At 66.1% G+C, this 19,993-nt stretch carries 14 protein-coding genes; 6 read left to right on the forward strand and 8 right to left on the reverse strand.

What is annotated here, in order from left to right; genetic code table 11:
* Positions 1–197: 197 nt before the first annotated feature.
* Positions 198–995 carry a response regulator gene (locus tag DVS29_RS16175; protein ID WP_118181478.1) on the forward strand — a complete coding sequence of 266 codons (798 nt, stop codon included), beginning with the start codon at positions 198–200 and terminating at the stop codon, positions 993–995.
* Between the two features lie 108 nt (positions 996–1,103).
* Here DVS29_RS16175 and DVS29_RS16180 read toward each other — a convergent pair whose 3' ends face one another.
* On the reverse strand, positions 1,104–1,832 hold the full coding sequence (locus DVS29_RS16180; RefSeq protein ID WP_118181479.1) for an OmpW/AlkL family protein: 729 nt from the start codon (positions 1,830–1,832) through the stop codon (positions 1,104–1,106).
* Between the two features lie 219 nt (positions 1,833–2,051).
* Here DVS29_RS16180 and DVS29_RS16185 point away from each other — a divergent pair, with 219 nt between their 5' ends.
* Positions 2,052–2,663, forward strand: coding sequence for a flavin reductase family protein (locus tag DVS29_RS16185; RefSeq protein ID WP_118181480.1), 612 nt, complete (start codon positions 2,052–2,054; stop codon positions 2,661–2,663).
* A gap of 24 nt (positions 2,664–2,687) precedes the next feature.
* Here the strand turns inward: DVS29_RS16185 and DVS29_RS16190 are convergent, their stop codons facing one another.
* Together DVS29_RS16190 and DVS29_RS16195 are read right to left on the reverse strand one after the other, a co-directional pair.
* Positions 2,688–5,339 carry a heavy metal translocating P-type ATPase gene (locus DVS29_RS16190; RefSeq protein ID WP_118181577.1) on the reverse strand — a complete coding sequence of 884 codons (2,652 nt, stop codon included), beginning with the start codon at positions 5,337–5,339 and terminating at the stop codon, positions 2,688–2,690.
* Positions 5,340–5,442: 103 nt separating this feature from the next.
* Entirely contained in the window at positions 5,443–6,084 is a 642-nt protein-coding gene (locus DVS29_RS16195; RefSeq protein ID WP_118181481.1) for an FMN-binding negative transcriptional regulator, read from the reverse strand.
* A gap of 261 nt (positions 6,085–6,345) precedes the next feature.
* Here DVS29_RS16195 and DVS29_RS16200 point away from each other — a divergent pair, with 261 nt between their 5' ends.
* From DVS29_RS16200 to DVS29_RS16215, 4 genes are all read left to right on the forward strand, one after another.
* Positions 6,346–7,752: a DUF1254 domain-containing protein gene (locus DVS29_RS16200; RefSeq protein WP_118181482.1), complete on the forward strand. Its 1,407-nt coding sequence runs from the start codon at positions 6,346–6,348 to the stop codon at positions 7,750–7,752.
* A gap of 79 nt (positions 7,753–7,831) precedes the next feature.
* Positions 7,832–11,707, forward strand: coding sequence for a DUF748 domain-containing protein (locus DVS29_RS16205; protein ID WP_118181483.1), 3,876 nt, complete (start codon positions 7,832–7,834; stop codon positions 11,705–11,707).
* Positions 11,708–11,868: 161 nt separating this feature from the next.
* Positions 11,869–12,507, forward strand: a complete 639-nt coding sequence (locus DVS29_RS16210) for a response regulator transcription factor (protein WP_118181484.1) — start codon at positions 11,869–11,871, stop codon at positions 12,505–12,507.
* Positions 12,507–12,917, forward strand: a complete 411-nt coding sequence (locus DVS29_RS16215; protein ID WP_118181485.1) for an Hpt domain-containing protein — start codon at positions 12,507–12,509, stop codon at positions 12,915–12,917. The genes DVS29_RS16210 and DVS29_RS16215 overlap by 1 nt, the downstream gene beginning before the upstream one ends.
* A 62-nt stretch (positions 12,918–12,979) precedes the next feature.
* Here the strand turns inward: DVS29_RS16215 and acnA are convergent, their stop codons facing one another.
* The 5 genes from acnA to DVS29_RS16240 form a co-directional block, all read right to left on the reverse strand.
* Complete coding sequence (acnA, locus tag DVS29_RS16220; protein ID WP_118181486.1) at positions 12,980–15,697, reverse strand: aconitate hydratase AcnA; 2,718 nt, start codon at positions 15,695–15,697, stop codon at positions 12,980–12,982.
* A 405-nt stretch (positions 15,698–16,102) separates the two neighbouring features.
* Positions 16,103–16,612, reverse strand: coding sequence for a hypothetical protein (locus DVS29_RS16225; RefSeq protein WP_118181487.1), 510 nt, complete (start codon positions 16,610–16,612; stop codon positions 16,103–16,105).
* A gap of 103 nt (positions 16,613–16,715) precedes the next feature.
* On the reverse strand, positions 16,716–17,900 hold the full coding sequence (gene prpC / locus DVS29_RS16230) for a bifunctional 2-methylcitrate synthase/citrate synthase (protein ID WP_118181488.1): 1,185 nt from the start codon (positions 17,898–17,900) through the stop codon (positions 16,716–16,718).
* A gap of 25 nt (positions 17,901–17,925) precedes the next feature.
* A complete protein-coding gene (prpB, locus tag DVS29_RS16235) occupies positions 17,926–18,813 on the reverse strand; it encodes a methylisocitrate lyase (RefSeq protein ID WP_118181489.1) in 888 nt (295 codons plus the stop codon).
* Positions 18,810–19,826 (reverse strand): HpcH/HpaI aldolase/citrate lyase family protein, encoded by a 1,017-nt coding sequence (locus tag DVS29_RS16240; protein ID WP_118181578.1) that lies wholly within the window; start codon positions 19,824–19,826, stop codon positions 18,810–18,812. The genes prpB and DVS29_RS16240 overlap by 4 nt, the downstream gene beginning before the upstream one ends.
* Positions 19,827–19,993: the final 167 nt, after the last annotated feature.

The raw sequence follows: 19,993 nt of genomic DNA on the forward strand, positions 1-19,993 counted from the left end.
GAAAGGTTTGGTATGGACGCGCATTGTCGCGCCTGGGCGCGGCCTTTGCACGACCTGTCAGTATCTTTCACATTTTCTCCGCATTTCCCCCATTCTGACTGCACAGTTGGTTTCTAAGATTCAGTCCTGTGATACCGGACGAGCCGCGTGCCCGTCCTCCCGGATGAATCCAGCAGTACAGAGAGGGTGTAACCGCGATGACGATCCAGCTTCTTCTTGTCGAACCCGACCAGGCCGTGCGCGACGAACTGCGCGCGCATCTGCAGAAACATCAGGTCGAGATGTCGGTGCTCTATGACGCGACCTCGCTGGTCCGGCGCCTCGAACTCGAAGTGCCGTCGGCGATCGTGCTGCGTCATGGCCTGCCGGCCATCGATGGCATGGCGGCACTGCGCCGGGTGCGCGAGGCGGGCTTCGATATGCCGGTGATCATCGTGAGCCGCTCGGCTGAAGTGATCGACAAGATTCTCGCGTTCGAACTGGGCGCGGACGACTACATGGTCGATCCGTTCGATCCGCACGAACTCGTCGCGCGTGTGCGCAATTCACTGCGCCGCCGGAATCAGGAGAGCAGCGCGACGCCGGTGTATCGCGAGCGCTTCCGCTTTGGCGACTGCGAGCTCGATTTCCTCGGCCGGCGTCTCTTCAGGAACGGCTCCGAAGTGCGTCTGCGCGCGAGCGAATTCGCGCTCCTGAAGATTTTCGCGACGCATCCGATGAAGACGCTTTCGCGTGCACGCATCATCGGCATGCTGGGCCGCACCGGTACGGGCGAAGCGGAGCGCGGGCTCGACGTGCTGGTGTTCCGCCTGCGCGCCGCGCTGCAGACGTCGCCGTCGGGACGTCAGTACATCCAGACGCTGCGCGGCCGTGGCTATATCTTCGTACCGGACGACAAGGTGGCGGAGCTGCAGATCGAAGACGATATCGAAGCCGATCACGAGCCGTTTGCGATGCCGCGCCGGGTCGTGCGTTACGACGCGGTCGTGCAGTAACGGAAGTTCGATCCAGCTGAATGAACTCGGGCCTGCCATCGCTATTGCGATGGCAGGCCCGATGCTTTTGACGCGTTAGAAACGGCTTGGCAGCTACTCAGATGCCGCTTAGAACCGATAGCCGATCGATGCGAACGACACGATCGGATCGAGCTTGATCTTCGTGGTGCTCGTCACGGTGCCGACTGTCGACGAATGCGTGGTCAGCGTGGCTCGGGTCGACAGCCACATGTACGAGATCGACAGGCCGGCGGACCAGTGCTTGTCGATGTTGTAGACGAAGCCCGCGTTCGCGACCGGCGCGAACGAGCTGCTGAGCTTCGCGGTCGTCGCGCCTTCGAGCGCCGTTCCATACGTCGACGAATACAGGAACGAGCCGCTCGAGATCGCCGAGCTCAGGCTGACGCCGCTATACCAGACGTACGCGCCGCCCACGCCGACGAACGGCCGGAAGCGGGCGTTTGCGTCGTTGAAGTAGTACTTGAAGAGCAGCGTCGGGCTCCATTCGTAAGCGGTGCCGAGCTTGCCGAGCTGCGCAAGCGAGCCGGTGCCCGACAGCGTGAATTTCGGCGGAATGCCGAACACGCCTTCCGCCGCGATGTGGTCGGTGATGAAGTACGCAGCCGTGATGCCGAGCGTATCCGTGTCGTCGACGCTCGCGCCGGTGCCCGACTCGGTGACGCTCGTACCGGCCGCGTTGACGGTCAGCGGTTTGCTCGAGTCCTGCGGCGCGAGATGCAGCCAGCCGAGGTTCACGACCACGTCGCCCGCGCTCTGTGCATGTACGGCAGTGCTGGCCAGCAAGGCAGCTGCCATGGCGATGGATCGAATCTGCATTGTCCTGTCTCCTCCGTTTTTGTCGGTTTGGTTAAAAAGGGTGAGGACGATTCTAATCACGCGATCATGTGGATTGTTTCGTGGTCCGTAGGTAAATGCCTCTGGGATTTGGTAAGGAATTCAGCACCCGCGATTGCCGCGGATGAACGCATGCGGGCGGGCGAGGGCCGTTTCTTGTATAACGTGGTCTGATTCGATCCACTCTTTTCCAGCGGTCATATGTCCACTCATTTCTACGACCCGCTCGAGGGTCACGGTCTTCGTCACGATCCGTTCAAGGCGATCGTCGCGCCGCGGCTGATCGGGTGGATCTCGTCGCGCGCGCCGGACGGCACACTGAATCTCGCGCCGTACAGCTTCTTCGGCGCGTTCGCAACGTTCCCGCCGGTGATCGGCTTTTCGAGCGAAGGCTACAAGGACAGCATCCGCAATATCGAGGCGACCGGCGAGTTCGCGTGGAATCTTGCGTCGAAGCCGCTCGCGGAGCAGATGAACCAGACCTCGGCGCCGGTAGCGAGCGAGGTCGACGAGTTCGCGCTTTCAGGACTCACGCCCGCGCCGGGACGCAACATCGCGGCGCCGCATGTCGCGGAGTCGCCTGCGTCGCTCGAATGCAAGCTGTTGCAGGTGATCCGCCTGAAGTCGCTCGACGGCAAGGAGATGGACAACTACCTGGCGCTTGGCCAGGTGGTCGGCGTGCACATTCGCAACGAGTATCTGAAGGACGGGCTCTTCGATACGCACGCGGCGCAGCCGGTCATGCGCGCGGGCTATCGCGCCGACTACGCGGAGATCGGCGCGATGTTCCAGATGATCCGCCCGAGCGCGTGAGGCTATCTCGCGATGGCGGTGCGTTTAGCCGCGCGCGCCGTGCCACGTTCTCAGCAGCAACGCATTCGTCACGACGCTCACGCTCGAAAACGCCATCGCCGCGCCGGCGAGCATCGGATTGAGCAGACCGAACGCCGCGAGCGGAATCCCGATCAGGTTGTAGACGAACGCCCAGAACAGGTTCTGGCGGATCTTGCGCCACGTGCGGCGCGAAATGTCGATCGCGTCCGCGACGAGCGACGGGTCGCCGCGCATCAGCGTGACGCCGGCGGCGTGCATCGCGACGTCGGTGCCCGTCGACATCGCGATGCCGAGATCGGCCGCGGCGAGCGCGGGCGCATCGTTGATGCCGTCGCCGACCATCGCGACGATGTCGCCCGTGCGGATCTTGAGGTCGCGCAGGATGCGGGCTTTGTCGTCGGGCAGCGCCGCTGCGTGATATTCGTCGATGCCGAGTGCTGCCGCGACGCTTGCGGCGCTGCCCGCGTTGTCGCCGGTCAGCAGTACGCTGCGCACGCCGATGCGGCGAAGCTGCGCGATCGCATCGCGGGCGGATGGCTTGACCGTGTCGCCGAAGGCCAGCAGCGCCAGCACCGCAGGCGCGTGATCGACGCGCATCAGCCACGACACCGTGTTGCCTTGCCGCTCGAGTTCGCGCGCTCGCGTCGTGAGCGCGGCGGGTAACGCGATGCCGAGTTCGTCGAGCCATCGGCTGCTGCCGACCGCGAAGCGCGCGCCGTCGATGTCGGCTTCGATGCCGCGGCCGGGCACGGCACGCGCGGCGCTGGCGGTGACGGTTGACGCGCGTGCCGTGGCGGTTGTGCCGGCGCTGGAAGCGACCGTGGCCTCTTCTTCCGATGCATCGCCACGGTCCTCCGCTTCACGAGCATCGACGAACGCCAGCAATGCATGCGCAAGCGGATGCTCGCTATGCCGCTGCACCGCGGCCGAGAGCCCGAGCGCCTTCGCGCGATCGACACCCTCGGCGGCTTCGAACGCAGTCAGCGACGGCTTGCCGAGCGTCAGCGTGCCGGTCTTGTCGAACGCGATCACGGTCACGCGGTGCGCGAGTTCCAGCGCTTCCGCGTCCTTGATCAGCACGCCGCGCCGCGCGGCCGCGCAGGTGCCGGCCATGATCGCGGCCGGCGTCGCGAGGCCGAGCGCGCACGGACACGCGATGACGAGCACCGCGACCGCGTTGAGGATCGCCGTCTCGCCATGAGCGCCCGCCAGCAGCCAGCCGATGAGCGTCAGCGCCGCGATCACGAGGATCGCCGGCACGAAGATCGCGCTGACGCGGTCGACGAGACGCTGGATCGGCGCCTTCTCCGCCTGCGCGCTTTCGACGAGCCGGATGATCCGCGCGAGCGTCGTTTCCGCGCCGGTCGCGCGGACGGTCACCGCGATCGCGCCTTCGCCGTTGATCGCACCGGCCGTTACGCGCTCGCCGGGCTGCTTCGGCACCGGCAGGCTTTCGCCGGTGATCAGCGATTCGTCGACGTGCGAGCGTCCTTCGAGCACGTCGCCGTCCGCCGGAATCCGCTCGCCCGGTCGCACCACGACCACCATGCCGACGCGGACCTGCGCGAGCGGCACGTCGCGCTCTTCGGCGGCCGCACCGGTGCCGGTGCGGATGCGCGCGCGTTCCGGCCGCAGCGCGTTGAGCGCGCGGATCGCGTCGGTGGTTTGCCGCTTCGCGCGCGCTTCGAGCCATTTGCCGAAGCGCACGAGCGTGATCACGACCGCCGAGGCCTCGAAGTAGAGCGCGCCGGTGTCGCCGGGATGCGCGATGAGCTGGTACACGCTCACCCCGTACGCCGCCGACGTGCCGAGCGCGACCAGCAGGTCCATGTTGCCGGCGCCGGCGCGGACCGCGCGCCAGGCGGCGCGGTAGAAGCGCGCGCCGAACACGAACTGCACCACGCTGGCCAGCGCGAGCTGGAGCACGGCTGGCAGGATCGCGCCGCCTGGATGGGCGCCCGCGCCGAGCCAGTCGCCGATCATCGGCATCAGCAGCGGCACCGTCAGCACCGCCGACGCGACCACTGCGAGCCATTCGCGGCGCGCGATCTCGTCGGGGGAGCGCGAGGCGCTTTTTGGGTGTACGGCGGCTTCCGCTTCGGCTTCGTTTTCAGCTGTCGGCACCGACGGCCCCACGTGTGACAGCAGCGTCGCGTCGTAGCCGGCCTTCTGCACGGCGTCGAGCAACTGCGCGGTCTGCGTCGCGGCGGCGAAGCGCACGCTGGCTTTTTCCGTCGCGAGATTGACCGACGCATGGTTGACGCCCGGCACTTTGGCGAGCGCCTTTTCGACGCGTGACGCGCACGACGCGCAGCTCATGCCGCCGATCGCGAGTTCGGCGGTGTCGTCGGAGGCGGATTCGGCGGGCTCGGGCGCGGCTGGGGGCGGCGCAACGACCTGCGCGTCATAGCCGGCGTGGCGAACCGCCGCGGCGAGCGTTCCGGCGTCGATGGGCGTGGCGGTGCCGACGGTGGCGCGTTCGGTCGCCAGATTGACGGACGCGCGGACGACGCCCGGCACTTTCGCGAGCGCCTTTTCGACGCGCGACGCGCACGACGCGCAGCTCATCCCGCCGATTTCGAGTTCGGCGGTGTGGCGCGGCGAATCAGGTGTGGCGCCGTCTTGCGGGCGTTGGGGAGCGGAGAGATCGGTCATGGTGATCAGAGCTTGACGCAGCATCGTGCTGCCGATGAAAGCAGTATCGACGTTCCCATCATGGGAAGGTCAAGCTCCGATCGCCCATCGCGGGCAAAGCGGGTCAGAAGGACGGCGGCGCGTCGAACATCGCCTGCGCGACGTCGCGCTGGCTTTCGTGCTCGCGCGATTGCAGCGTGGTTGCGGCGCCGCGGCGGTCTTCGGCGGCCTTGTTCTGGCCCAGCTTCCACTTGCCGGTCAGGCGCTCGACGGGAATTTCGATGCCGACGATCGCCGCCAGCATCTGCGAGATGAAGTCCGCGGGTGCGTCGCCCATTTTCCACGGCGTCGCTTCGCCGGCTTCCATCTTGCGCGTGAGCCGCGCAACGAGGCCACGCACGAAAGGTTCACCGTCGCGCACGATGATGTTGCCGTGGGCGTGCACGACCATGTAGTTGTAGGTCGGCACCTGACGGTGCGCGTCGTGCTTGCTCGGATACCAGGACGGCGAGATGTACGCCGAGGGCCCCTGGAAGATCACCAGCGCCTCCGCGCGATCCGCGGCCTCCTGCCAGACCGGGTTGCTTCGCGCGACGTGCGCGCGCAGCGTGCCGTGCGGTCCCTGCGCCGGGTCGAACTCGAACGGAATGTGATTCGCGTCGAGGCCGTTCGGACCCATCGTGACGAGCGCGCCGAGCGGATGGTCGGCGATCAGACGGTGCAGCACTTCCGTGCGCTCTTCGGCGAAATGGGCGGGGATGTACATGGGTGCTCCGGGTGGCGGGCGAGAGTCGGATCCAGTCTGCTGGCACGGCCGGGGCGTTGCTTGCGGACGCGCTCCGCGGGAGCGCTTTGCGACAAACACTGTCAAAGGACGCATCCCGCTCTTGCCTGGCCGTCAAGGATACGCTACAACCCGTTTTCGGGATCAGAAAGATCTGCTGAGCATTCGACGTGTATCCGTGTCGCGTAGCGCTCCGGCTTTCGAAACCGATTCCCATCGATTGCATGTTCGCTCGCCCTACGAATGATAAAAAATCGTCGAGACCCGTTTTCGCTTCAACGCACCTGCGTGTCGATCGCGGGCTTCGCATTGCTGGCAGCGTGTTCCACGCCGCCCAAGCTGGAGCCGCAACCGACCGGCTGGATCAAGGATGAAGTCGCCGACTCGTACGTGTTTGGCTACCCGCTCGTGGTGATGGACGCCGCGCGCGTTCAGGCGACGGGCACGGGTCCGGGGCAGGCGCCGGCCAATACGCTGCACAACGGCGCCGAGCTGCCGCCGCCCGGTACGGCGAATCCGCCGCAGCCGAACGTCGACACGGTGATGTCGACCGCGTGGCTCGATCTTTCCGCCGAGCCGGTGATCCTGTCGCTGCCGGATTCGCGCGGGCGCTACCTCGATGCGCGCGTGCTCGACATGTGGACGAACGTGGTCTGGTCGACCGGCCTCGATGGCGGCGGCCGCTATCCGGGCGTGCGCCGTCAGACCGTCGCGTTCGTCGGGCCGGGCTGGAAGGGCAATCTGCCCGATGGCGCGAAGCGCATCGACGCGCCGGGCCGCTATCTGTGGGTGGCGGTGCGGATCCAGTCGAACGGCGGGCACGATCTCGCGCAGGTGCGCAGGCTGCAACGCGGGATCCATCTCGAACCGCTGTCGAGCTATACCGACGACGAACCGACGGAACCCGTGGAAGGCGGTCCGGCCGATCTCGGGGCATCGGGCAGCGTGAGTTCGCAGGTCGCCGCGCTCGATCCGACTGCGTTCTTCAGCCGCCTCGCCGATGCGCTGCCGGACAATCCGCCGTCGCCGGCCGACCCGCATGCGCTGAAGATCCTGTCGGACCTCGGCGTGAAGCCGGGCGCGGCCGCCGCGCTGCCGACCAACGCCAGCGATGCCGTCGCCGCCGGATATGCCGACGGCCGCACGCGGGTCGCCGCGCCGCCGTCGAACCTGCTCGGCGCGAACGGCTGGACGTGGATCGCGGACGGCGCGGGCAACTACGGTCAGGACTACGCGCTGCGTTCGTATGCGGCGAGCACCGAACGCGGCCTCGGTACGCGCGACGACGAAGTGCGCGCCACCGCCACGCAGGATTCCGCGGGCGCGGCGCTGAACGGCGACAAGCGCTACGTGATCCATTTCACGGCGCGTCAGCTGCCGCCGGTACGGGGCTTCTGGTCGATCACCGCGTACACGAAAGACGGCGCGCTGGCGGACGAAGGCAAGGCGGTACGGCAGGCGGTCGGCGACCGCGGCGGCTTGCGGCGCAATCGCGATGGTTCCGTCGACGTGACGGTGTCGTCCGCCCGGCGCGGCGCGAACTGGCTGCAGGCGCCGCAGGGCGACTTCGTGCTGGTGATGCGGCTCTATGCGCCGAAGCCGCAGGCAACCGACGGCTCGTGGGCGCCGCCCGCGGTGACGCGGCAGTGAGCCTGGCGACATATACTTCTTTGCGCAGTCCGAGATTCCCACTCGCGGCGGATCGCCGCCGCGCCAACGGCGACCGAGCATGGCAAGTCTCGACAAAGCTCCATTCAGTGCTTCTCTCCGGGCGGTCCGCGGCGTAGCCAGCGCCCGCTGGACCCGCCGGCTCGTCATCGGTCTGCTGGTGTTTCTCGTGGTGGTCGGCCTGCTGGGCTTTTTCGCAGCGCCGCCGCTGATCCGTCACATCGCCCAGCAACAGCTGAGCCGGCAGCTCGACCGGCCATCGACCATTGGCCGCATCGCGCTCAATCCGTACACGCTCGCCTTCGAGGCCGACCGCGTGCATATCGGCGAGCGCGGCGGCGACGGCAATTTCGTCGACATCTCGCGCATCATCGTGCAAACGTCGTGGACGTCGCTGCTCCACCTCGCGCCGATCGTCGATGAGGTGAAGATCGACTCGCCACGCTTCCACATCATTCGCTACGATGCGCAGCGCTTTAACTTCTCCGATCTGATCGAGAAGTTCTCCAGGCCGTCGCCGGAACCGTCCAGCAAGCCGACGCAGTTTTCCATTTCGAACATCCACCTCGAAAACGGCCGGATCGAGTTCGACGACCGGCTGCTGAAGGTCCAGCACGTCATCGATCAATGGAGCCTCGGCATTCCGTTCATCGCAACGCTGCCGTCGAAAACCGACATCTTCGTGCAGCCGATGCTGCGCGCGCGCATTGACGGCGAGCCGCTCGCGATCGACGGCAAGACCAAGCCGTTCGCGACGTCGCGCGAATCGGACGTCACGCTGCGCTTCGACAATTTCGACGTGCCGCGCCTCCTGTCGTACTCGCCCGCGAAGCTGCCGGTGACGGTGCGGGCGGGCACGCTGTCGATGGATCTGCGGCTCAACTTCATCATGGCCGACGACAAGCCGACGCTGCGCGTGAGCGGTACGACCGATCTCACGCATCTCGACGTCGTCGACCAGAACCAGGCGCCGCTGCTGCAGGCGAACGCGGTGCACGTCGCGGCGGGCATGCTCGAGCCGCTGCAGAGCGTCTATCACTTCGACGACATCCGCATCGACGCGCCGAGCGTGCATCTCGCGCGCGATAAATCCGGCACGCTGAATCTGGAGCGGACCTTCGCGCCGGCTCCGGCTGCGGCTTCTGCTGCGGCGCAGCCTGCATCCGGCGTGGCGGCCTCGACAGCGAGTGCCGCGTCTGCGGCGAGCGCGCCCGCGGCGGCATCGGACGCCGCGGCGGCCGCGCAGAAGGCGCCGCCGCTCGACCTCTCCATCAAGCATTTCGCGCTCAACGGCGGCACCGTCGAGATGGTCGACCAGACGCCGGCCACGCCGGTGACCGTCGGGCTCGAGCACATCGGCGTCACGCTCACCGACCTGTCCACGCTCGCGAAAACGCCCGCGCACTACACGCTGAACACGGGCTTTCGCGATTCGCCGGGCTCGCTCGGCGTGACCGGCTCGCTTGGCTACGCGTCGAAAACCGCCGACGCGACGATCGATCTCGACAGCCTGCATCTGCCGCCGCTGCAGCCTTACCTGAATACGGCGACGGCCGCGCGCGTGATGGATGGCGCCGTCGGTGGCCATGTGGTCGTCAATGCGGACTGGGGCAAGTCGCCGGCCGCGGTGCAGGTGGGCGACAGCACGGTGAACCTGAAGTCGCTGAAGGTGGCGCTGCCGAATGCGTCCACGCCGGCCGTCACGCTCGCGGACGGCAGCGTGCACGTGAAGCAGGTGGATCTGGCGGCGCGCACCGCGCAGATCGACGCGGTGGACCTGACGGGGCTCGGCATCGACGCGCAGCGCCTGAGGGACGGCAGCATCGATCTGACCGCGCTCGCTGGGCCGCACGAAGCCGCGCAGCAGCGCACGGCGGTGCGCCACGTGCAGACGGCAGAGGCCGCGGGGCCGGCGTGGCACTACCGGATCGACGAGCTGAACCTGAAGGACGCGAGCGCGAACTTCACCGACAACACGACGCCGCGTCCGGTCAAGCTCGCGATCGCGCCGCTGCAGCTGAAAGTGCAGCAGATCAGCGACGATATGAGCCACCCGCTGCCGATCGACCTGCAGGCGACGCTGAACCGCAAGGGCACGCTCGGCGTGACGGGCGACGTGACCGCATCGCCGCTCAAGCTCGGGCTGAAGCTGAACGCGAACCGGCTCGACGCCGCGGCGTTCGAGCCGTACTTCGGCAGCAAGCTCAACGCGACCGTCGCGAGCGCGCTGCTCAACCTGAACGGCGACGTCGCGCTGAGCCAGCCACCGAAGGCGTCCGCGCCGAGCGTGTCGTATCGCGGCGATGTGGCGCTCGTCGACGTGCGGATGCTCGACAAGGCCACCTCCGACCCGTTTGCCGGCTGGCGTTCGCTCGCGCTGTCGAACCTGAAGGCGACCTACGACGCGCACGGCACCGACGTCGATGCGGCGCGCGTTACGTTCGCGGGCTTTTACGGGCGCGTGCTGCTCAATCCGCAAGGCAAGCTGAACCTGAGCGACGTGGTTGCGCATGAGAGCGGCTCGCCGCAGTCGCTGACGCGCGACAAGAACGCGAAGGGCGGCCGCGAGCCGATTCCGCTGTCGCCGCAACCGGCGTCCGAAGCGAGCGCCGAAACGGCGGTGTCGCCGCCGGTGGCGGCATCGTCCGCGGCGACGGTGGCGACGGCCGCCGCGGCTTCGGCGGCTTCGGCGGCGGGCGCGTCGAAACCCGGCCCGACGGTCACCGCCGCTACGCCGCCGCAAAGCCCGGTGCGCCTGCACTTCGGCCAGCTGCTGCTCGAAGACGGCCGCGTGAACTACACCGACGACTTCATCAAGCCGAACTTCACCGCGAACCTGGTCAGCATCCAGGGCAAGGTGGGCGCATTCGGCACGCAATCGACGACGCCCGCGCCGGTCGACATCGCCGCGAAGCTGGCCGCGAACGGTCCGATCTCGATCCGCGGCACGGTCAATCCGCTGATCGCCAAGCCGGCGCTCGATCTGACCGCGAGCGCGCACGACATCGAGCTGACCAATCTGACGCCGTACTCCGCGAAGTACGCGGGCTACCCGATCACGAAGGGCAAGCTGAACGTCGATCTGCACTACAAGCTCGACAACGACCAGCTGAGCGCGAACAACCACCTGTTCATCGACCAGCTGACCTTCGGCGATCACGTCGACAACGACACCGCGACGCATCTGCCGGTGCGCCTCGCAATCTCGCTCCTGAAGAACTCGCGCGGCGAGATCGACGTGAACATCCCGGTGTCGGGCTCGCTGTCGAATCCTGAGTTCAGCATCGGCGGGGTGATCTGGCATGCGGTGCTGAACCTGATCGAACGGGCCGTCACGGCGCCCTTCTCGCTGCTCGCGAACGCGTTCGGCGGCAGTAGCGAGGAACTCGGCTACGTCGAGTTCGCACCCGGCTCGGCGAAGCTGTCCGACGCGGCGGACCAGAAGCTCGACACGATTTCGAAGGCGCTGACCGACAAGCCGGCGGTGAAGATCGACCTGATCGGCCGCGTCGATCCGGCCGTCGACGAACCCGCGCTGCGCACCGAGTATGTCGACCGGCTGGTGCGGCAGCAGAAGCTGAAGGACACCGTCGGCAACGGCGAGAGTGTCGATCCGTCCACCGTGACGGTCGACCCGAAGGAATACGACAAATACCTGAAGGAGGCCTACAAGAACGGCGACTTCAAGAAGCCGCGCAATTTCATCGGCCTGACGAAGAGCATTCCGGACGACGACATGAAGAGCGCGCTCGCGCAGAACGCGCCGATCAGCGACGCCAGCCTGCGCGAACTCGCGCAGCAGCGCGCGCAGGCCGTCCAGCAGTATTTCGACGGCAAGGTGGACAGCAGCCGCGTGTTCATCGTCGCGCCGAAGCTCGATGCAAATGGCATCAAAGACAAGGGCGCGACGACACGCGTCGACTTCGGTTTGAAATAGACGCGCTCACCGCAAGGTTCCGTGCCTGTATCGGAATTGTCCGAGAGGATTGTTTCGCAACGCACGCTACGATCTCCAGCTACCCGCGACCCCGGGGCAATGCCCCGCCAGTGGCCCGACCCACGAAGTCGCACGACGCATCGTTCCTGGAGTACTTTCGGTTGGCTACTATCCTGATCGTTGACGATCACCCGGCGTTCCGGCTGGTCATCAAAACTCATCTGCTGCAAATGCCCGATGTCGACCTCGTGATCGAGGCCGACAACGGCCAGTCCGCTGTCGAACTGGCGCGCCAGCACACCCCGTCCCTCGTCGTGCTCGATCTCGACATTCCCCGCATCAACGGGCTCGACGTCATTCCCCGCCTGAAGCTGATCGATCCGGAATCGCGCGTGCTGATCCTGTCCGGACAGGATCCCACCACGTTCGTGCCGCGCGCGATGCGGGCGGGCGCGCACGCGTTCGTCGGCAAGGCGCAGGACCTGCGCGAATTCACCCGCGCGGTCGAGGCGGTGATGGCCGGCTACACGGTGTTTCCGCTCACGCGCGGCGTGGCGGGTACGCTGGTGGAAAACGCGTCAGACGAGGCGCACAAGCTTGCGCAGCTGTCCGACAAGGAACTCGTGATCCTGCAGATGCTGGCGCGCGGCATGTCGAACCAGGCGATCGGTGAGGCGCTCTTCATCAGCAACAAGACGGTCAGCAGCCACAAGACACGCGTGATGAAAAAGCTGATGGTCGACTCGCTCGTCGAGCTCGTCGATTTCGCGCGCCGCAGCCGCATCACCGCCGGGCACTGATGAGCCCGCATCCCATCCCCAGCGCGAACGGCGCCCGGCCGCTTTCCGCGCCGCGCGAGACGATTCTCGAAGCGCAGATTCTCAGCCTCGCATGCGGCAATCAGTCCACCGCCATTGATCTGATCCGCCTGCTGGCGGAGACGAATCAGAGCCTGCTGGGCTCGATGCAGAAAGCGTTGCACGAAGCGCGCTGGACCGCACTCGCGTCGGAGGCGCACCGCCTGCTCGGCGCCGCGCGTCTGATCGGCTGGCGCACCCTGTGCCGAATGACCACACGCGTCGAAGCGGCGGCGAAAGCCGGCGATCGCGAAGCCGCGCGAACAGCGCTGCTGATGCTCGAAAGCGTGATCGCTCGCCTCGATGCATCGCTTGCGCGGCTCCTCGACACGCATAAAAAAAGCCCGACCTGAGTCGGGCTTGAAGTCGGCTGCGCGCTCCGAAGAACGCGCAGCACCTGCAAAAGTGCAGACCGTTACGCTGCGAGCAGCGAACGCAGCACGAACGGCAGAATCCCGCCGTGCTTGTAGTAGTCGACTTCGATCGGCGTATCGATGCGCAGCAGCACCGGCACGCGTTGTTCCTTGCCATCCTTGCGATGGATCACGAGCGTCACTTCCTGTTGCGGCTTGAAGTCGTCGCCGAGACCTTCGATATCGTAGGTCTCTTCGCCGGTGATGCCGAGCGACTGGATGCTGTCCGAGCCCTTGAACTGCAGCGGCAGCACGCCCATGCCGACCAGGTTCGAACGGTGAATCCGCTCGAAGCTGCGCGCCACGACCGCCTTCACGCCCAGCAGCTGCGTACCCTTGGCCGCCCAGTCACGCGACGAACCCGTACCGTACTCTTCGCCGGCGAACACGATGGTTGGCGTGTCCGCGTCGATGTACTTCATCGCGGCGTCGTAGATCGACAGCTGTTCGCCGCTCGGCTGGTGAATCGTCAGGCCGCCTTCCACGCGCGTGCCGTCGGCCTTCGCCGGGATCATCAGGTTCTTGATGCGGACGTTCGCGAACGTGCCGCGCATCATCACGTCGTGGTTGCCGCGACGCGAGCCGTAGCTGTTGAAGTCGGCCTTCTGCACGCCGTTTTCCTTCAGCCACTTGCCGGCCGGCGAGTCTTCCTTGATCGAGCCGGCGGGGCTGATGTGGTCGGTCGTTACGGAGTCGCCGAACACGCCCAGCGCGCGGGCGCCCTGGATGGTCGGGATCGAATCGGCCGGCGTCATCGAGAAGTCGCTGCCGAAGAACGGCGGCTCAGCGATGTAGGTCGACTTCGGCCAGTCGTAGACCTGACCTTCTTCGCCCTCGATCTTGCTCCACAGGTCGCCCTTCTTCGTGAGCTGCGCGTAGTTCTTCTGGAACGCGTCGGCGTTCAGCGCGAACTTCAGCAGCGCGTTGACTTCGTCGCTCGTCGGCCAGATGTCGCCGAGGTAGATGTCCTTGCCGCCCTTGCCCTTGCCGACCGGCTCGGTCATCAGGTCGCGCGTGATGTTGCCGGCGATCGCGTACGCGACGACGAGCGGCGGCGACGCGAGGAAGTTCGCGCGGATGTTCGGGTGGATACGCGCTTCGAAGTTACGGTTGCCCGACAGCACCGCGGCCGCGACGATGTCGTTCTTCACGATCGCTTCGTTCAGCTCCGGCGTCAGGTCGCCGGCGTTGCCGATACAGGTCGTGCAGCCGTAGGCCGCGAGTTCGAAGCCGAGCTTCGACAGGAACGGCAGCAGGCCCGTCTTCGTCAGGTACTCGGTGACGATGCGCGATCCCGGCGCGAGCGACGTCTTGATGTGCGGCGCGACCGTCAGACCGGCTTCGACCGCCTTCTTCGCCAGCAGGCCGGCGGCGAGCAGCACGCTCGGGTTCGACGTGTTCGTGCACGACGTGATTGCGGCGATCAGCACGTCGCCGTTCTTCACGTTGACGCCGTTGGTCGTCTTGTAGTCGGCGTTCAGGTCGTCCGCTTTCTTCGCGAAGCCGTTTTCGCCGACCGGCTTCGAGAACAGGTCCGTGAAGGTCGACTTCACGTGGCCGATTTCGATGCGGTCCTGCGGACGCTTCGGGCCTGCCAGCGACGGCGCCACGGTGCCGAGATCCAGCGTCAGCGTCTTCGTGAAGTCGATCTGGCCAGCCTTCGGCACGCCGAACAGGTTCTGCGCCTTGAAGTAGTTTTCGAAGGCCGAGATTTCGGCTTCCGTGCGGCCCGTGCCCTTGAAGTAGTCGATCGTCTTTTCGTCGACCGGGAAGAAGCCCATCGTCGCGCCGTATTCCGGCGCCATGTTGCCGATCGTCGCGCGGTCCGGCACGCCGATCGAGGCCGTGCCTTCGCCGAAGAATTCGACGAACTTGCCGACGACCTTCTCCTTGCGCAGCATCTCGGTGATGGTCAGCACGAGGTCGGTCGCGGTCACGCCTTCGCGCAGCTTGCCCTTCAGCTCGACACCGACCACGTCCGGCGTCAGGAAGTACACCGGCTGGCCCAGCATGCCGGCTTCCGCTTCGATGCCGCCCACGCCCCAGCCCACCACGCCGATGCCGTTGATCATCGTCGTGTGCGAGTCGGTGCCGACGAGCGTATCCGGGTAGTAGACGGTATCGCTGCCGTCAGCCTTCTTGTGCACGCCGCGGGCCAGGTATTCGAGGTTCACCTGGTGCACGATGCCGACGCCCGGCGGCACGACCTTGAACGTGTCGAATGCCTGCATGCCCCACTTCATGAACTGGTAGCGCTCGTTGTTGCGCTGGAATTCCAGTTTCATGTTCAGATCGAGCGCGTCCTTCTGGCGGAAGTAGTCGATCTGCACCGAGTGGTCGACCACGAGATCGACCGGCACGAGCGGCTCGATCGACTTCGGGTTCTTGCCCGCGCGTTCCGCGACGCCGCGCATCGCAGCGATGTCGGCGAGCAGCGGCACGCCGGTGAAGTCCTGTAGCACGACGCGCGCCACCACGAACGGGATTTCGTCGACGCGGGCTGCGTTCGGCTTCCAGTTCACGAGTTGCTCGATGTGCTCTTCCGAGATCTTCTTGCCGTCGTAATTGCGCAGCACAGATTCCAGCACGAGACGGATCGACACCGGCAGGCGATCGATCTTGACGTTCAGTGCCTTACCCAGTTGCGGCAGCGAGTAGAACTTCGCCTTGCCGGAACCGCTATCGAATTCCTTCAGCGTTTTGTGGAGATTGTGGGCCATGGTTTTTCCCTGGTGTGATTCGCTTGAGTCGCGGATGGAACGTTGCCTTGCTGATTCAGATGATGCTGATGCGTTTCGATACTGTCCGTACTAGATGCATGTGACGTTGTCGTGAACCCGCGGTACGCGATGCATCGCGCGGTTCAGCGCTACGTCGGAAATCGCGGCCTGCCGTTGCAGTGCAAAGCGGCGCGCGAGCATTCGTTGCGGGCTTCGCGACCGGCAGCGTTATGCCGCGGATGCGGCGTCGCTCGTGGCCAGCCGGATACCCGGTGGATACAACGTGAAGCTGAAGCGCCTCGAGTCCGTTGCCCGGCGGAGCGTCGCCGCTCCCGGCGCGAAACGCGACGGAAGCGAAGCGGGCAATCGTGAGCGGTGCGGACATCGAGGCTTCCCGGACGTGGCTTAGTTGTTCGGGTTCTTGATCAGCTCGTTCGACTGCGTCGGAGCCGGCGCGCCTTGCGTCATTTCAGCCGTCTTGCATTCGTCGGCGAGACGCGAGCTGTCCTTGTCCGAGAACAGCATGGCCTTCGACGGGATCACGACGAGGTCCATGCCCGATGCCGCATCGTGGAAGCGGTCGGCGCCGGTCGTCGTCGATTCGCGCGGCAGGTTGTAGTTCTTCTCGGCCCAGTGCACGGTGACGATCTGGTCACGCTTCATGTCGCCCTTCAGCATGAACGATTCGCCATCGGCGCACGACCACTTCACCGAACCGTCCAGAATCGGATCGACCTTCGCTTCCTTCGAGGGGTTCGGCTTGCGCTTGATCAGACGACGTGCCGGAGCCGGGCGCTTCGACTTCGGCTTCGCCTTGGTCGCCGTCGTGCTCGAAGCCTGAGCGAAGGCGCTGGGCGCGGCCAGCATCGTCGTGGACAGGGCGCCGACAAGCGCGGCGATCAGCAATTTATTCATGGGAGAAAACCTTTTAAATCAAGATATTGGATGAGTACTGGATGGCCGTTGCCGGCGTCTCCATCCGGTCGGGCTCGCGCGCCTCGGCTGCGCACAGCACCCGCTATTTTCTCCTATTTAGCGGCGCGAACTTCAAATTCTCGGGTCCGGTGTAATTTGCACTCGGTCTGATGATCTTGTTGTCGATGCGTTGCTCGATGATGTGCGCGCTCCAGCCGGCAGTGCGCGAAATCACGAAGAGCGGCGTGAACATCGCAGTGGGCACGCCCATCATGTGATACGACACCGCGCTGAACCAGTCGAGATTCGGGAACATCTTCTTCGCATCCCACATGACCGTTTCGAGGCGTTCGGCGATGTCGAACAGCTTCAGGTTCGACTGCTCTTTCGAGAGTTTCTTCGCGACGTCCTTGATGACCTTGTTGCGCGGGTCCGAGATCGTGTACACGGGGTGCCCGAAGCCGATCACCACTTCCTTCGCTTCCACGCGGCGGCGAATGTCCGCTTCCGCTTCATCCGGCGTCTGATAGCGCGACTGGATTTCGAATGCGACCTCGTTCGCGCCGCCGTGCTTCGGGCCGCGCAGCGCACCGATCGCGCCGGTGATCGCCGAGTACATGTCCGAGCCCGTGCCCGCGATCACGCGGCCGGTGAACGTCGACGCGTTGAATTCGTGCTCGGCGTACAGGTTCAGCGACACATGCATCGCTTCGACCCACGACTTGCGCGGCTCCTCGCCGTGCAGCAGATGCAGGAAGTGACCGCCGATCGAGTCGTCGTCGGTTTCGACTTCGATGCGCTTGCCGTTGTGCGAGTAGTGATACCAGTAGAGCAGCGCGGAGCCGAGCGATGCCATCAAACGATCGGCGATATCGCGCGCGCCGGGCAGATTGTGATCGTCTTTCTCGGGCAGCACGGTGCCGAGCACGGAGACGGCGGTGCGCATCACGTCCATCGGATGCGCGGAAGCGGGCAGCCATTCGAGCGCGGCCTTCAGGTTCGCGGGCAGGCCGCGCAGCGCCTTCAGCTTCGTCTTGTACGCGGCGAGTTCGGCGACGTTCGGCAGCTTGCCGTGCACGAGCAGATACGCGATCTCCTCGAATTCGCACGCACCGGCGATGTCGAGAATGTCGTAGCCGCGATAGTGCAGGTCGTTGCCGGTACGGCCGACCGTGCACAGCGCGGTGTTGCCGGCCGTCACGCCGGACAATGCGACGGATTTCTTCGGCTTGAAGCCGGTGCCGGTGGATGCGGGTGCCGCGGTGCCTTGCGTCGTCGTTTCGCTCATGAAAGCGGTCTCCTTGTGAGCAGGCTTACTTCTTCTGGCTGAACAGCGCGTCGAGCTTCTGCTCGTACGCGTGATAACCGATGCGCTCGTACAGTTCGGCACGCGTCTGCATCGTGTCCAGCACCGCCTGTTGGCTGCCGTCGCGGCGGATCGCCGTGTAGACGTTTTCCGCGGCCTTGTTCATGGCGCGGAACGCCGACAGCGGATACAGCACGAGCGAGACGTCCGCGCCGCGCAGTTCGTCGACGGTGAAGAGCGGCGTCGAGCCGAACTCGGTGATGTTCGCGAGCACCGGCACCTTGACCGCCGCGGCGAACTGCCGGTACATGCCGAGCTCGGTCATCGCTTCGGGGAAGATCATGTCTGCGCCGGCCTCGACGCACGCGGCCGCACGATCGATCGCCGACTGCAGCCCTTCCACCGCGAGCGCATCCGTGCGCGCCATGATGACGAACTCGGGGTCCGTGCGCGCATCGACCGCGGCCTTGATGCGGTCGACCATCTCGTCCTGCGACACGATCGCCTTGCCCGGACGATGGCCGCAGCGCTTCGCGCCCACCTGGTCTTCGATGTGCATTGCACCGGCGCCGGCCTTCGTCAGTGCTTGCACGGTGCGGGCGATGTTGAACGCCGACGGACCGAAGCCGGTATCGACGTCGACGAGCACCGGCAGATCGCAGACGTCGGTGATGCGGCGCACGTCGGTCAGCACGTCGTCGAGCGTCGAGATGCCGAGGTCGGGCAGACCGAGCGAGCCCGCCGCGACACCGCCGCCCGACACGTAGATCGCCTTGAAGCCGGCGCGCTTCGCGAGCAGCGCGTGATTCGCGTTGATCGCGCCGACCACCTGCAGCGGTTTTTCAGCGGCGACAGCGGCGCGAAACATGGCGCCGGCGGAGGCGATGGCGGTCATCGTGTGGGCTCCTTCGAAAGATCGTCCAGGCCGAACAGCGGCGCGGCTTCGGCGGGCACCGTGCGGCCCGTGGCGCGCGCGCGGCGCAGCACCGACCAGTAGTAGCGGTAGCTCGCGCGATCGTGCAGCGTGTCGCCGTGGCGTGTCGGGCCCCACTGCGCGTGCTGCGCGGCGAGCAGGATCTCGGCGGCGGTCGCGATTTCCTCGTCGCGCGGTGCAAACGCGGCGACGATCGCCGGAATCTGCGCGGGGTGGATGCTCCACATGCGCGTGTAGCCGAACTCGTTGCGGGCGCGGGTCGCATCGTTCGCCACGACGCTCATGTCGCGCACTTCGGTCGTGACGTTGTGCGACGGCACGCAGCCATGCGCGTGGCACGCCGCGGCGATCTCGAGCTTGGCGCGCCGCACGAGCGGATGATCGAACTGGCCCGGCGAGCGCATCGCGGTGTCGGGAATCGCGCCGTCATGCGCGGAGACGAAGTCCATCAGCCCGAAGCTCAGCGCTTCGACGCCGCGCAGCGCGGCCAGCTGGAACACGCTCGCGAGCGCGCCATGCGTCTCGATCAGCAACTGCGCGGGAATCGGCTCGGGCAGGCTCATCTCGAGGCGCGCCGCTTCGATGAACGCGACCATCTCGGCGGCGTCGGCGGCGGAGCGGATTTTCGGCAGTGCGATGTAGGCGGGCGGGCGCTTCGCCGCGCGCAGGATCAGGCGGACGTCGTCGCGCCAGTGCGGATGATGGAAGTCGTGGATGCGCACGCCGATGCGGCCGTACCGGTCGTGCTCGCTGCCGAGCAGCGACGCGACCAGTTCCGCGTGCTCGGCCTCGCGGCCGACCTGCGCGCCGTCTTCGCAGTCGAGCGTGATGTCGAACACGGGGCCCAGCTGCTGTTGCAGCGCGAGCGACTTCAGCATCAGCTTCTCGCTGCCCGCGTAGTGATCGCAGGCAGGCAGCAGCTTGGGCGGCGCTTCGCCGTCAAACAGCACTTCGGCGGGAGTGAGGGCGCGCATCGTCGGCGTCAGGAGCGATTGCCAGCAGCGGCCGGGGATGCCGGCCATACGGTTGTCGGGACACGGATTCGGGCGCGCTCTGCAAGACGGTGGTGAAGCATCGTGGTCGGCCAGAGTCGAGCAAAGCGCGTTCGGATCAGTTGCGAAACTGCGGCGTGGCGGCGGTC

Source organism: Paraburkholderia phosphatilytica, from assembly GCF_003443895.1.
GTDB lineage: Bacteria > Pseudomonadota > Gammaproteobacteria > Burkholderiales > Burkholderiaceae > Paraburkholderia > Paraburkholderia phosphatilytica.

Excerpts from the sequence above, each read along its gene's own strand:
- prpB (WP_118181489.1), bottom strand. The coding sequence starts at position 18,813 with ATGACCGCCATCGCCTCCGCCGGCGCCATGTTTCGCGCCGCTGTCGCC.
- DVS29_RS16185 (WP_118181480.1), top strand. The coding sequence starts at position 2,052 with ATGTCCACTCATTTCTACGACCCGCTCGAGGGTCACGGTCTTCGTCAC.
- DVS29_RS16205 (WP_118181483.1), top strand. The coding sequence starts at position 7,832 with ATGGCAAGTCTCGACAAAGCTCCATTCAGTGCTTCTCTCCGGGCGGTC.
- DVS29_RS16195 (WP_118181481.1), bottom strand. The coding sequence starts at position 6,084 with ATGTACATCCCCGCCCATTTCGCCGAAGAGCGCACGGAAGTGCTGCAC.
- DVS29_RS16200 (WP_118181482.1), top strand. The coding sequence starts at position 6,346 with ATGATAAAAAATCGTCGAGACCCGTTTTCGCTTCAACGCACCTGCGTG.
- DVS29_RS16225 (WP_118181487.1), bottom strand. The coding sequence starts at position 16,612 with ATGAATAAATTGCTGATCGCCGCGCTTGTCGGCGCCCTGTCCACGACG.
- acnA (WP_118181486.1), bottom strand. The coding sequence starts at position 15,697 with ATGGCCCACAATCTCCACAAAACGCTGAAGGAATTCGATAGCGGTTCC.
- DVS29_RS16190 (WP_118181577.1), bottom strand. The coding sequence starts at position 5,339 with ATGACCGATCTCTCCGCTCCCCAACGCCCGCAAGACGGCGCCACACCT.
- DVS29_RS16240 (WP_118181578.1), bottom strand. The coding sequence starts at position 19,826 with ATGCGCGCCCTCACTCCCGCCGAAGTGCTGTTTGACGGCGAAGCGCCG.
- DVS29_RS16180 (WP_118181479.1), bottom strand. The coding sequence starts at position 1,832 with ATGCAGATTCGATCCATCGCCATGGCAGCTGCCTTGCTGGCCAGCACT.
- DVS29_RS16175 (WP_118181478.1), top strand. The coding sequence starts at position 198 with ATGACGATCCAGCTTCTTCTTGTCGAACCCGACCAGGCCGTGCGCGAC.
- DVS29_RS16215 (WP_118181485.1), top strand. The coding sequence starts at position 12,507 with ATGAGCCCGCATCCCATCCCCAGCGCGAACGGCGCCCGGCCGCTTTCC.
- prpC (WP_118181488.1), bottom strand. The coding sequence starts at position 17,900 with ATGAGCGAAACGACGACGCAAGGCACCGCGGCACCCGCATCCACCGGC.